The sequence below is a fragment of the Rhizobium sp. O111 genome (genome assembly GCF_055616315.1).
In genome coordinates, this window is record NZ_JBSHXL010000002.1 from 1,079,246 (window position 1) to 1,092,596 (window position 13,351).

The 13,351-nt window shown below is 57.2% G+C and carries 11 protein-coding genes and 1 pseudogene; 9 read left to right on the plus strand and 3 right to left on the minus strand.

Annotated features, from left to right (window positions below):
- Nucleotides 1–90: 90 nt before the first annotated feature.
- The 5 genes and pseudogenes from ACVTFQ_RS24550 to ACVTFQ_RS24570 all read left to right on the plus strand — a co-directional run.
- Nucleotides 91–180 (plus strand): annotated as a pseudogene (locus tag ACVTFQ_RS24550) (alpha/beta fold hydrolase); the annotation flags it as partial.
- A gap of 25 nt (nt 181–205) precedes the next feature.
- The gene (locus ACVTFQ_RS24555) at nt 206–925 is read left to right on the plus strand and encodes a hypothetical protein (protein WP_470424064.1); all 720 of its coding nucleotides are present in this window, start codon (nt 206–208) and stop codon (nt 923–925) included.
- Between the two features lie 140 nt (nt 926–1,065).
- The gene (locus ACVTFQ_RS24560) at nt 1,066–2,085 is read left to right on the plus strand and encodes an alcohol dehydrogenase catalytic domain-containing protein (protein WP_470424065.1); all 1,020 of its coding nucleotides are present in this window, start codon (nt 1,066–1,068) and stop codon (nt 2,083–2,085) included.
- 162 nt (nt 2,086–2,247) lie between these two features.
- A complete protein-coding gene (locus ACVTFQ_RS24565; RefSeq protein WP_470424066.1) occupies nt 2,248–2,457 on the plus strand; it encodes a hypothetical protein in 210 nt (69 codons plus the stop codon).
- A 215-nt stretch (nt 2,458–2,672) separates the two neighbouring features.
- Nucleotides 2,673–4,157, plus strand: coding sequence for an ATP-binding protein (locus ACVTFQ_RS24570; protein ID WP_470424067.1), 1,485 nt, complete (start codon nt 2,673–2,675; stop codon nt 4,155–4,157).
- Here ACVTFQ_RS24570 and ACVTFQ_RS24575 read toward each other — a convergent pair.
- A complete protein-coding gene (locus ACVTFQ_RS24575) occupies nt 4,154–4,798 on the minus strand; it encodes a response regulator transcription factor (protein ID WP_470424068.1) in 645 nt (214 codons plus the stop codon). The two genes, ACVTFQ_RS24570 and ACVTFQ_RS24575, sit on opposite strands and share 4 nt — an antisense overlap.
- Nucleotides 4,799–4,940: 142 nt before the next feature.
- Nucleotides 4,941–5,345, minus strand: coding sequence for a response regulator transcription factor (locus ACVTFQ_RS24580; RefSeq protein ID WP_470424069.1), 405 nt, complete (start codon nt 5,343–5,345; stop codon nt 4,941–4,943).
- A gap of 332 nt (nt 5,346–5,677) precedes the next feature.
- On the opposite strand from ACVTFQ_RS24580, the gene ACVTFQ_RS24585 reads away from it, so the two are divergent.
- Together ACVTFQ_RS24585 and ACVTFQ_RS24590 are read left to right on the plus strand one after the other, a co-directional pair.
- A complete protein-coding gene (locus ACVTFQ_RS24585; RefSeq protein ID WP_470424070.1) occupies nt 5,678–6,244 on the plus strand; it encodes a redoxin domain-containing protein in 567 nt (188 codons plus the stop codon).
- 17 nt (nt 6,245–6,261) lie between these two features.
- The gene (locus ACVTFQ_RS24590; protein ID WP_470424071.1) at nt 6,262–8,997 is read left to right on the plus strand and encodes an ATP-binding protein; all 2,736 of its coding nucleotides are present in this window, start codon (nt 6,262–6,264) and stop codon (nt 8,995–8,997) included.
- Nucleotides 8,998–9,013: 16 nt separating this feature from the next.
- Here ACVTFQ_RS24590 and ACVTFQ_RS24595 read toward each other — a convergent pair whose 3' ends face one another.
- Nucleotides 9,014–9,517 carry a Dps family protein gene (locus tag ACVTFQ_RS24595; RefSeq protein WP_470424072.1) on the minus strand — a complete coding sequence of 168 codons (504 nt, stop codon included), beginning with the start codon at nt 9,515–9,517 and terminating at the stop codon, nt 9,014–9,016.
- A 275-nt stretch (nt 9,518–9,792) separates the two neighbouring features.
- Here ACVTFQ_RS24595 and ACVTFQ_RS24600 point away from each other — a divergent pair, with 275 nt between their 5' ends.
- Nucleotides 9,793–12,168, plus strand: coding sequence for a PAS domain-containing sensor histidine kinase (locus tag ACVTFQ_RS24600; RefSeq protein WP_470424073.1), 2,376 nt, complete (start codon nt 9,793–9,795; stop codon nt 12,166–12,168).
- Nucleotides 12,169–12,423: 255 nt separating this feature from the next.
- Nucleotides 12,424–13,317: an NAD(P)H-binding protein gene (locus tag ACVTFQ_RS24605; RefSeq protein WP_470424074.1), complete on the plus strand. Its 894-nt coding sequence runs from the start codon at nt 12,424–12,426 to the stop codon at nt 13,315–13,317.
- Nucleotides 13,318–13,351 lie beyond the last annotated feature (34 nt).

A 13,351-nucleotide genomic window follows, 5' to 3' on the forward strand; every position in this document is an offset into this window, starting at 1 on the left:
AGCATGGGGCAAGGCTCCGGCCAATCCAGAGCAACCCCCGAATTCAGCTTACCGCGGGGGCGGGCCACACTCACCCCGCGAACATACGGTCTAATTCTCTATCCGGATTCGGGACACGGTGCGCTTTTCCAGCAACCCGAAACATTCGTGGCGCACGTCAAAACCTTCCTCGATCTTTGACACCGAAAACCCAAAGGAAAATGAAATGAACTCCCTCGTAAGCAAGATAATCGACGCCCATGGTGGCCTCGCCCAATGGAAAAAGTTCTCCCTCCTCAAGGCTCGCCTGGTCCAGGGCGGCGCACTTTGGACTTTGAAGGGTCAGCCGACGACTCTTTCCGAGACGAGCGTGACCGTCGACCTTCTTAGGGAGTGGGCGTCCCATTCGCCGTTCGGTACGGAGGCGAAGGTATCGAGCTTTGAACCCGGCCGTGTTGCTCTGAGTAACGTTCAAGGCCACGTCCTCGAGGAACTACGCGACCCGCGCTTGTCTTTCGCGGGAGACACCTTGGAGACGCCTTGGAGCGAGCTCCAGCTGGCGTACTTTGCTGGTATCGCGATGTGGACCTACCTCAACATGCCGTTTTTGCTCGCCCACGAAGACGTTGTGGTCGAGGAAATGCCGGATTGGTCTGAGAAGGGCGAGACTTGGCACAGACTCAAGATCACTTTCCCGGAAGACATCGCGACACACAGCACCGTCCAGACGATCTACTTCGGTGATGACGGCCTCCTGAGACGCCATGACTACGACGTCGAGATCGCGGGCAACACCCCAGGGGCTCACTATATCGGCGGCTACACGGACGTTCAGGGCATCAAGATCCCGACGAACCGCCGCATTTTTCCGAGACAGCCTGACGGCCAGGCAATGGCCGAGCCTCTCGTGGTGTCGATCGACCTCCACGACATTCAGCTTTCTTGAACAAAGCGATTCCGGGCGCCGGTGATCCGCGCGCCCGTTTCACAACGTCTTGGGCACCGGCGATACACGATCTTACAAGAAGCTGCTCCGTTCATCTGCAAAAAGCACACCAGCGGAAACCAAGAGGCCAGGAGCTCGATATGACCGACACGACCGATACCTATCTCGCCGTCCACGCAGTCTCGCCTGGCAAACTCGAATTTGCCAGGAAACCGATGCAGACACCTCTGCCCGGCCAGGTCCGCATCAAGATTGAGGCATGCGGCGTCTGTCACTCGGACGCTGCGACTGTCGAAGGTCTTTTCCCGATCGCCTGGCCCAGAGTTCCTGGGCACGAGGTCGTTGGCAAGATCGACCTGCTTGGAGAAGGTGTAGAGGGCTGGAGCATTGGACAGCGCGTCGGGGTCGGGTTCCTCGCGGGAAGTTGTGGCCATTGCTCCGAATGCCGCTCCGGGCATCTGGTGAACTGTGCGAACCAAGAGTTTACAGGCGTTCACCACGATGGGGGCTACGCGGAGTGGATGGTAGCGAAAGCCTCGGGTCTGATGTCTATTCCCGACGATCTGACGGACGTAGAGGCCGCTCCACTCCTTTGCGCTGGCCTGACGACCTTTAGTGCGCTCAGGAATTCTGGCGCAAAGGCGGGGGATCTCGTGGCGGTCGTAGGGATCGGTGGCCTTGGCCATCTTGCCGTGCAGTACGCTCGCAGCATGGGATACGAGGTGGCTGCCGTCGGGCGCGGCGCCGCGGTTGGCGAGCTTGCTAGAAAGCTTGGCGCTCACCACTACATCGACAGTACGGTGGAAACCGTCGATGTGGCCCTTCAAGCGCTGGGCGGGGCAGATCTCGTTCTCGCTACCGCCTCGGGCGGCAAGGGTGTCGCGGAAACCGTCAAAGGACTGAAGCCACGCGGTACGACTATCGTCCTCGGCGCCACCGCCGAACCAATCGAATTGGCTTCGGGCGACCTCTTCTTCAAGGAGCGATCGGTGACCGGAGCCCTTACGGGCGACCCGGCGACCGGGGACACGACCCTGCGCTTCAGTTCGCTGTTCGGCATCTCCGCGATGATCGAGGAGTTCCCGCTTGAGAGGGCGGTCGAGGCTTACGACAAAATGATGCACGGCAAGCCGAGATTCCGCATCGTCCTGACGATGTAAATCGCGATGCCACGCCGCTTTGCCGCCGGATGCTGCAAGTATCCGGCCGATAGGTTGTGAGCGGGCGTCAATGGGAGAGGCGCGACTGAACAACGCGATCGATCGCCGAGCAGCCGTGGCCGTGGACGTGGACGAAACCGACAGACGAACCGGAGTTTGCCTATGACCGAGACTTTTACGCTTCAGGAAGCCATTGCCGACAACTTGATCGGGCTAGTCAACGCTGCCGACGGCATCGATAGCCGCAGCTTCGCCGAATTTCTTGAGGCCGCGGCAAGGAGACAGGCGGAGCGCATCGCCGTAAAGAACGCTGTGGAACCCGGCCACGTGGGGTCTGACGCGTACTTGCCGATCCAGTCACGGACTCAATAGCTCGCTAGTCTCTCCACCGATATCAAGCGCCTTCATGCAGGCGCTTGACCTGTCTCTTGGGATAGGTCGTGCCAACCCACAGTACAATTGTTCCCCGCCCTCAGTCGTATATCGATTGCATGGGGCAGCTTAGAGAGACGCTGCCTCAGGTTTCTACCTTAAGATCGATCGGCCAGACCTCCCGTATCGATGTAAAAAGTGGGCACAGGTGGACAATGACGATCTTGCTGTTTGACGATTTCGAAATGGATACCCAAAGCCGAAGCCTTAAGCGTCGGGACAAAGAGGTTCGCATTGGATCGCGAGCTTTCGACATGCTGACGGCTCTCACCACCAAACATGGGCAAATCCTCTCCAAGGCCGAGCTGATGGAAGCTGCGTGGCCGGACACTCATGTCGAAGAGAGCTCTCTTCGAGTCAACATTGTCTCCCTCCGGAAAGTGCTAGACAGGGGTAATCCCAGCAGCATGATCGAGAATGTAGCTGGCCGCGGTTACACCTTCACCCTACCCGTAACGAAACGGGATGGTCACAAAAACTTCGTCGCAACCTCGCCGATGCATGAGACCGAAGCGCTTCCTAACGCGGGCGCTCGCCTTGTCGGACGAGAGGACTTGATCGCGAGGTGGTCGAATAATATCGGCCCTGGTATCACGACCATCGTGGGACAAGGCGGCATTGGGAAGACCTCCATCGCAATCCAAATTGCGCGCTACGTCACGAATGCGTACGAGCGCGTACGGTTCGTAGATGTCGCCGATAGGGCAAACGACACGCCATGCCCGTTGGTTCAGGCATTGAAGGCGGAGACCCTGACCGCCGATGTGCTCGACAAGGCCATCGAGAGCTTCTGCGGTGAACCCGTACTCCTCATTCTTGATGGATGCGACTGGTCGATTGATCGCGTCGCTTTGATCGCCGAGTCCATTGCTGACAGAAATTCAGACGCCGCGATTCTGGCGACAAGCCGCGAGCCGCTTGGAATTATCGGCGAGAACGTGCTGTACCTCCCAGGCCTCGCTATTCCGGAAGCGGAGCAGGAAATCAGCGATCTAGCGGCATTCAGTGGTATACAGCTCTTCGCGGAACGTGTTTCCATGGTCGCAGAAGAGTTTTCTATAGACGGCCCTCATAACATCAGGCTCGCTGCGGAAGTAGTGCGCATGACCGAGGGCAATCCGCTGGCTATCGAACTCGCCGCATCCCGTGTCGCGGACCTTGGCCTCGAATATCTGGTTATTTCCCTTGACCGTCCTCTCAGAACGCTTCGGCGCGGCAACAGAACCTCGCATCCACGTCAGCAGACCCTCAGGGCAAGCATCGACTGGAGCTACGACTTGCTCGACAGCAACATGCAGGCGCTCCTCGGCCTACTTTCCATCTTCGAGGCCGAGTTCACCAAGGAACTCGCCCGCGAACGATACGAATGCAACATCGGTCCGTCCGACTTCGAAGAAGCGTTCGACGGTCTTGTCGTCAAATCACTCATCGACGGCCAGCAACGGGGCGGCAGCTATTCACTCCCGCGGCTGATCAGGGAATACGCATCGGAAAAGCATCGGCTGTGTGAAGTCGGCAGCCACTCCGAGAAGATGCAGCGCTTGGATGAGGTATCCCCCTATAGTCCTCGCTATCAGTCAGAAACTTTCGCACCGCGTTCTGACCGTCGTGCACTCGACGTAGTCTGCCAAGCAGCCTAGGTTTCCATCTCATTCGCGGGCGGTTTGGACAGTAGCTCCGCCTTCTTGACCAAATCGGCAACCGACCGCGCTCGCATCTTCTTCATCAAATTAGAGCGATGGAGCTTCACGGTCACCATGCTGATACCGAGCTGACCCGCAATTTGCTTGTTCATGTAACCGTTGACGACGGCGTGCATCACCTCGACTTCCCTCGGAGTCAGGCTCTCCCGTAGCTTCTCGATACTCGACCTCGACTGAGATTGCTCTCTGATCGCCTCGTCGCGTTTGATCGCGCCAGTTACCGCGTCAATCAAATCCTGCTCTCTAAAGGGTTTGGTAAGGAAGTCGATTGCCCCGGCTTTCATTGCCCTTACAGTCATAGGAATGTCCCCGTGACCCGTCACGACAATGATGGGCATCCTATTTCCTGCCTTCTGCAGGTCGGATTGGAAATCGAGACCACTGGCGCCAGAGAAACGGACGTCGAGCACGATGCAGCCCGGCGTATCAAGATTGTCGGCCTCAAGCAGCGCTTTGGGCGAGTCGTAGGCGATCGCGTTCAAATCCATCGAACTGAATAGGTCCATGAGGGATACGCGTACCGAATTGTCGTCATCGACGATACGAATAAGCGGGGATGATGACGTCTTCTCTTGCACTGCGAGACCCTCGACGGTTCCCCTAGCCCTGTATGAACTTCGCTGAAACCTGAACCCAATGCCTAAGATTTAGCGCGAGATGTTCGCCGTTGCAATTCGGTAAAGCGGTTTAAGGGGTCGGAATCGCTTGCAAATACGCGTCCTATGAGCCGAAACTGCGGGAGGTTTGCGGAGGCAGTGCACGCCAGATCGCCGATCGAACCTGATCCAGAAATCTCTCAGGCATAAAAGGCTTCTCTATCAAGGCAAAAGCACCAGATTTCAGAGCCTCCGCGGCTTTGGCACCCTTTCCTTGGGCCGAGACAATGATGACCGGGGTCTCTATGCCCTTGCTTTGTAACGCATGAAGAAGATCAACACCGTTCCTTCCCGGCATGTGAAGATCGCTGACGATGCAAACGCACTTCCAAAGAGCATCAGAACTGAGGAAGCCATCGACCGTTGTGAAGCACTCTGTCGAGTATCCGCTGCTCTTGAGGAGATCGTCTATTGCTGCCGCGACGCTGGGATCGTCGTCGACTACCGATATTGCTGGAAATGCCGTCAAAGTTCATGCCTCTGCCATAAGCCAGACCCGCGGCGCCTTCCCGGATCACGTTGCTTGCAAGAACGTCGTTCACCGTCCAATTGTTCCCCACCGACCCCGACCTGACTTTGATTTTGCTCCAGAAAACTCAAACTTAACAACATTTCACATGCTCTCACTCACGTTTTCGGTGAAGGTGGCAAAGGGCTTCGCGCGAGTTGCTCGAACTTGGCTGGCGAGCCAAAAGATTGAGAGCTGGCGGACACGGGTGCGCTAATTTTCGGCGAACCGAAGCCTTGCGATGGCGGTCTTGGATCTCCGGAAGCTATCGCGTTGCGACACGAAACGAGGCAATGATGAATTCGAATCCGCTCTTCCTGCCTCGGCACGGGGGCACACGGACTCAAAATCCGGAGTACACCGGCCAATCAGCCGCGGCGAAAGTCGGCGAATACGCACCGGCGTTCGTTCTGCCACGTTGCGACGATGGCTACTTCGGGTTCGCCGAGCTGATCGGTAGACCCTCGATCCTGCACTTCTATCCGAGTGCGGTGGCTTCGTGGTCACGACAAAGTGCCTGCCTGAACGCGCTCGCGCTGACGCTTGAAATGCTGGGCGTGAGGCTGGTCGGCATAGTTTGCGCTTGTCGGGAGATTGCCGCCTATCACTGCAATGAGGCTCAAACCGTTTTTCCGATCCTGTCCGACTGGGAGCCTATCGGCCTCGTCTCACGCCTGTATGGTCTAAACAGCTCGCGCGTTTCGCCGGATTTTCCGGCGACGTCCTATCTCATGGACAGCCGCGGCGTCATTAAATGGACTTCGTTGGAGTTGCCGTCGGAACGCGCGGATCCGACTGCGATAATCAATGCAGTCAAAGCGCTTCTCTCATTTCCCGCACCATTGGACTCTTGCGACTAATCCGAAAGGTATTCGCCATGTCGCTCCTGCAGTTCGACGACTACGAAATTGATATCGAGCAACGGCGACTGACCGAGCACGGACAACCCTTGCGCCTTGGCGGGCGGGCCTTCGACATTTTGTCGACGCTTGTTTCGAGAGCTGGGGAAGTCGTGACGAAAGAGGAGCTGATCAGTCTCGTCTGGCCGACAACCCTCGTTGACGAAGGCTCTCTGCGCGTCCACCTCGTCGCTCTCAGGAAAACGTTAGGGGACCGTGCCCGACATTATGTAGAAACTATCCCAGGCCGCGGCTATTTGTTCGCTGGGGATGTCCGGCCGATATCAAGAGCGTATGACGTCGTTGCAAAGCCGCAACCCGCCTCTCCTGCCCTTGTAGGCAATCTACCGAGAATGCCAAAAAAGCTGGTCGGTAGAGAAGAAAGCATCCAATCCAATCTTGAACTGTTGGAAAGTACCCGCCTCCTGACGCTGGCGGGACCCGGAGGCATCGGCAAGACCGCCGTGGCGGTGATGTGCGCTAACACGCTCGCCGAAAAGAAGCGCGTCGTTTTCTTGGACTTGGCAACGCTCGCCGATGGAGAAGTTCTCCTTTCCTCGCTTGCAACCCACCTTGGCCTTAACACCTTCGGCGATGATGTCCTCCCCGGAATTCTTGCCGAGCTCTCGCGAATGGAAACAGTGCTAATCCTTGACGGGTGCGAACGGGTAGTGGACGCCGCCGCGAACGTGGCCGAGACGATCTTGAAAGCGTCGACGACGACCCAGATCGTGACGACCACCCGCGAACCGCTGAGGACCGCGATGGAAAAGGTGAGGCAAATTCCACCGTTGGAATTCCCTTCCCACACAGACGAATCCTTTGATATTCAGGCTTACCCCGCCGTTGAACTTTTCCTCGGATTGGCGGCCTTGGCAGGTGATGGCTTGGACATCTCGCGACAGCAGGACCTCCAAATCGTTGGCGATATAGTTCGCAGCCTCGACGGGATACCCTTGGCGATAGAACTGGCCGCGGCCCGTCTGTTCGATATGGACCTCCCAACACTTCATCGTTCGGTCGCCGACCCCATAGCCTTCTTGAGACGCGGAAGACGAACGGCGCCGCCACGTCAGCAAACTATGCGGGCCACCTTGGACTGGAGCTATTCCACACTGTCGGATGACGAAAAGGAATTGCTTTTGAGGCTATCCGTCTTCGCGGGGACCTTCACGACCGATGCAGCCCTCTCAGTCTGTGAGCGCACCGACCGGGTGGATGCATTCCACGAGGCTTTCGATGGACTGTTCCTCAAATCATTCCTCGTGGCAACACAGAGGGGCGGCGGCTTCCGGTTACTGTTGACAACTCGAGACTACGCGCGCGAAAAACTTAACGACGCAACGTTTTCAGTATCCTGCCGGCAAGCGCATGCAGGATATTGCCTCAATGGACTGCGCGCAGCCACCGAAGAATGGCGGGAAATAGGTCAAACTATTTGGCATGCCCGTTATGGCGAGCTTGTCCACGACGTGCGTGCAGCCATCCACTGGACGCTCTTCGACAATGGGGACGAGGAGCTTGGCCTCGCTATCTCGAAGGCATGTGATACGTTGTGGGTGCCATTCGGCCTAATCGCCGAGCAGCTTACCGTTTCGGAGCGGGCACTAGGTGTCTTCGAGGGCCGGCATGTAGTTGATGTAGGTCTCGAGATGAGTTTGCGTATGTCATACGGGCTCGCTCTGTACCATTCGAAGACATTCGAGAGAAATGCCGAGGTAATCGAGCAATATCAGAGGGTACTCGACCTCGCAGTTGGCGCCGGCGACAACACGATGTTGATGCGTGCGATCATAGGAATAGCGGCAATTCACACGTCGAATGGTCACTATCAGATGGCAATCGATCTCGTGCATCGGTTCGAGAACGAATTTGACCTTTTCCCCCCGCAGGCACGCAGCCATCTCCTCAATCACAACTACCACTACGTGGGCGACTTCAACAGAGCCATGCACCATGCCAGCCTGGCGCTGATCCCGTCCCGCGATACGACGAGATCGCCACCAAACTATGGGAGCAACTTCGATCTTCGGATCAGTGCTCTCTGCACCATCGTGAAAACGCATTGGATACAAGGCCGTTACTCAGCAGCGAGATCAGCCCTTGATGAAGCTCTCGAAGAGGTGATCCAAACGGACCACGCGATCTCGACATGTCTCTTTCTCGCCGCATCCGCCAGCCCAACGGCCTTCGGAATAGGAGATAACGAAACCGGCGCCGCACTGCTGGGAATGTTGCGCCAGGTGTCCACCAAGAACTCACTCATGAGGTGGAAAATTTGGGGTGAAGCGTACGAAGCCGTCGTAGCTGCGAGACAGAAGCACGATGCACTCGCCTTTCATCAGACCGTGTCTGCTTTGAAGGGGACGTCATTCGAGAACTCGCTCGTGATGGGCTGCCACCTGGCAAAGGCAGAACTCCTCGAACGGATAACCCCGGAGGGAAACTGGTGTGGGGCGGAAGTGTTGCGGCTCAGAGGAGAACTAGCCATGCCCCTCTCGCCGGCTGGAGGGCGAGCGCTCCTGCAGCAGGCCTTCGAAATGGCGCAGCGACAGGCTGCAGGAACGTTCGCGTTGAAATGCGCGACCAGCATTTATATACACTCGCCCGCCGATCGGATGAGCTTATCACGGAGCCAACTCCTCGAGAGTCTCGAGGCTGTGGAATATCGCGAGGACGTCGCCGACGTCGCATACGCACGAGCCGCCCTCTGATCACGCTTCTAAACCGTCATCCCTTCCGGCTCGTTTCAAAGAGGAACCATACGCGGCCCTCGGCCTCGTCTACCCAGCCTTCGAGCAGGCTCGTCGTCGCCACATCCCTGTGCTCCGAGGTCAGATCGTGGACGCCCCTCATAATAGCGATGAGTTGCTCGTTGTCGCCTTTAAGTTCCGCGAGCATGTCATCGGCGGCGACAAAGTCGGCATCGTTGTCGAGGAGCCTTTGAAGGCGTGCGGCATGACCAAGGGAACGCAGCGTTGTGCCGCCGATTTTCCTCGCGCGCTCGGCGATCGCGTCCGTCATAGCCATCAACTGTCCGGCTTGCTCATCGAGCATCAGATGGTAGTCACGGAAATGCGGACCGGAGAGGTGCCAGTGGAAGTTTTTCGTCTTGAGGTAGAGCGCGAGCACATCTGCCAACAAGGCTGTGAGCGCTCCGGCGATGTCTGCTCGTGCGTTCTCACCGAGATCGGTCGGGGTCTTCAAGGAAGCTTTGTGAAGCGCTTGGTTCATAGTCTTCTCCATTGGATGCTGCTTGATAAGGCGCGCGGTGGCGCGAACTGATCAGGAAGGGGCAAGTTTGCAGGTGAGAAAGCCCAGTTTATTGCACGATCGTGCGGTCGCTTCGGCGTTTTCCAAGCTGAACCGCACAGAAACGGTCGCGCCGAAGATCTTGCTAGAGCTGTTCTTCGGATATCTTGATGATGTGAGACAAAGAATGGATAAGTGGGTGTCCGAGACCGCAGAGGCCGGCCGCTTGGGGGCAGAATGGACGGGGGCATGGGTGTATGACTGATCGGCTGCGAAGACCCCTGTTTATGGGCCTGGCCATTGCCTTGTCGGCCGTTGTTTTCTGGATTGATAGCATAGCTGAATACGAGTCCTCCGTAGCAATCCTCTATCTGGCGGCGCTTGTACTCGTATCAGCGGCAGGCAATGCGAAAGAGGTTGCACGCGCGGCTCAGGGATGCGTAGGCCTGACCGTCCTAGCATGGGTCATCGTCCACGTGGATGGACCCACCGTATCAAGCATTCTTCGTTGTCTGTTCGCATGTGTCGCCATCGGTGTGACGGCAGCTTTGCTCATCAGCAGAAAACGGCTTGAGGCGACTCAACAGGATCTGGAGCGAAGCCGAGCAGAAGTCGATCTGTTCGCAAATTCGGTGCCGTACGTCCTTTGGCGGTCAAATCCGCAGGGCGAAATCGAATATTTGAACGAGAGTTGGACTGCCGTCACGGGTTTGGATAGATGGACGGTCTTGGAGGGTCAACGCTACAACGACGTCGTTCATCCAGACGACATCCCGATCCTTAATGAGACGGTCTCCGCCGCAGTCGCAAACAGGACTATTACCAATCTCAAGGTAAGGATCCGACAGGCGGACGGTTCATACCGGTGGATGCAAATTTACGACAACCCCGCCTACTCTCCCCTAACCGACCAAGTGGAACGCTTCGGCGGACTTTCGGACGTCCATGACGAGGTCGTTGCGAAGCAAGAACTACAGCAGGTTCGGGACGAACTGGAAATCAGCAGGGCTGAGCTTGTAAACTTCACGGATTCTGTTCCTCAAATTCTGTGGCGAGCCAATTCAAATGGCGACATCGATTTCTTCAATCGCCGCTATACCGAGATCACTGGTAGGAATGTTCTGGCGACACTAGCGCAACAGAACCATGCCGACGACATCCACCCCGACGATCGGGAGCATTTCGAACTCCTCGCCAAGAATGCAGTCTCAAACCGGGCCGAAATCCGTGCCACCTTCCGGCTGCATCATGTGAATGGCGATTATCGATGGATGTCGCTAGTTGGCCGGCCGGTTCAGTTCGGAGACGGTCCTGATGAAGTGAGATATTACGGGGGCATCTCCGACATTCATGACGAGGTAACGTCTCATCAGAAGGTGAAGGAGCTGAACGAGACCCTCGAGCATCGGGTCGCCGAGCGGACTTCCGAGCTCATGCGTACCGAGCAGCGATACGCGGGCTTGTTCGACGTGAGCAACATGACCTTTGCAGAAATGGACTTTAGCGGCGCAGAGGAGATACTAGACGCGATCAAGGCGACCGGGGTCACGGATCTGCGTGCCTACATGGCAGCCCGCCCGGACGAACTGGTGCGCACGCTTGGCGCCATCCAAACGACTAGGGTCAATGAAGCGCTGGCGCGTCTCATGGGATACGATAGCGTTGCCGATCTCGTATCTAATCCCCCCGCACAGAACGCTGAAGACGGGCCTGAGGTTCTTCTGCGCCAACTTGAAATGCACTTCTACGGCATCAACCATATTGATGGACATACCGTGCTGGTCGGAAAGGGAGGGAGACGCATTCCGGTCTACTTCACCGTGACACGCCTCGCGGACGGCATGCATCTATCGAGCCATGTCGACCTCTCCGAGCGCGCCCGGATCGAGGAAATGCGGCAGGCGGCCCAGGCGGAGATGGCCCGCGCGAACCGGATCGCGACGGTCGGCGCCTTTTCTGCTTCGATCGCGCATGAACTCAATCAGCCCATCACGTCGATGGTCTTCGATGCCAGAACTGGAATCCGTATGATGGCCCGCGAAATGCCCGACATGGAAGGCATCGATCGGATTCTGCAGCGGATGGAAAAGAATGCGCAGCGCGTGGCGGGCATTGTGCAGCGGACCCGTGAGAACCTTGTCGGAAAAAGAAGGGAGCTCGGATGGGTCGATCTCTATAGTCTCGCGGTCGAAACACGCGAACTCATCCAACATGATCTCAAGCGGTCGGCGGTCGAGCTTGAGGTAATTAGCGATACGCCTCTGCCCAAGATCAAGGCCGACCCGATCGAACTGCAACAGGTCTTCGTAAACCTCGTCAGCAACGCGATCGACGCGATGCGTGGCGAAGCAAGTACCCGTCGTATCACAATCGAATTGATTGCCAAGGAAACATCTGTAGGGGTGCGGGTTGCCGACACGGGACCCGGCATTCCCGAGGAGTATATCCAAAAGTTGTTCGAGCCATTCTTCACGACCAAGTCTACTGGAATTGGCATGGGGCTGGAGATCTGCCGCGCTGCTGTGGCAGCAATGGGTGGTCAGTTGACCGTCGCAAATCAAGTCGAGGGCGGAGCATGCTTTAGCTTCGACCTTCCTTTGCCAGTCGACCAGACCTTAGAGCCCTCCGCCTAAAGCAATCAGCATGGATCGCAGTGGTCTGCAGGCATCGATGACCATTCGGTGAGGATGTTCTGTTTTCACGCCAAGGTCCGAATGATCTCAAAGACCTCGCGAGTTGCGCGGATGCAGGATCGTACAATCACAGAGGTTTCTGACTCGATACCCCTCACCGGTGTGGGAGACGACGTCATGCCGGGGGCATCGTAACCAGGCTGCGAAGGCTCCTACAGCGGGCCCGTCCATTCTTCAATTCAAGAGGTTATCGTAATGTCTAATGCTGCAGTGGATAAAGGCGGCCGTATCGCTGTCCTTGGCGCGACAGGTAGGATCGGCTCCGCGTTGCTTTCCAGGCTTGTCAATGACAACCTTGATCTCGTTCCACTCTCACGCGACGCTTCTTCGGATCGGTTGCCCCCTGGATTGAGCCCTACCGTCATCGATTTTGAGACGCCTTCGACGTTGCTCAGCGCCTTGGAAGGAGTTGAAAAGCTTTTCCTCGCACACGGCACGTACGCACGTCAGGTTGAGAATGAAATTGCTCTGATTGACGCTGCGGTCCGAGCGGGTGTCTCACACATCGTCAAAGTTTCGGTGATGGGCCCTCCCGTGCGCCTACACCCTTTTGACTGGCACGCGAAGATCGAAGCGCACCTCGCCGAATGCGATATCGGATACACACTACTCAGGCCTTCCGCGTTCGTTGATATCCTGGCACGGGCAGCGTCACCAGTGGCTGGTGGCTTCTGGGGAGGCGCCGCCGGAGACGGACGGGTGAATTTCATCGACACACGTGACATCGCAGATGTCGCGCGAATGGCGCTGCTGGACGACAGGTTCGAAGGCGTACAGCGCGCCTATCACCTAACAGGGCCTGCGTCGGTGAGCATGCCTGAGGTCGCCACGGAACTTTCAGAGCAGCTCGGACGGGAGGTGAAGTACCAGCTACGTACGCCCGCCGAACAGCGGGAAGTTCTCATCCGCATGGGTTACAGCGAGATGGCAGCAGACATCTCCCTCGGGCTTGATCAACTCTTCAAGCAATCAGTGCAGGCAGAAACGACTAGCACCGTCTCCGAGTTAGCCGGACACGCCCCTCGATCCGTGGCATCTTGGTTGAAGGACAACATCTCCGTGTTTCAAGGAACACCGGCTGCGGCTTAGGTGTGATGGTGGCTCCACCACGGGAGCATATGCT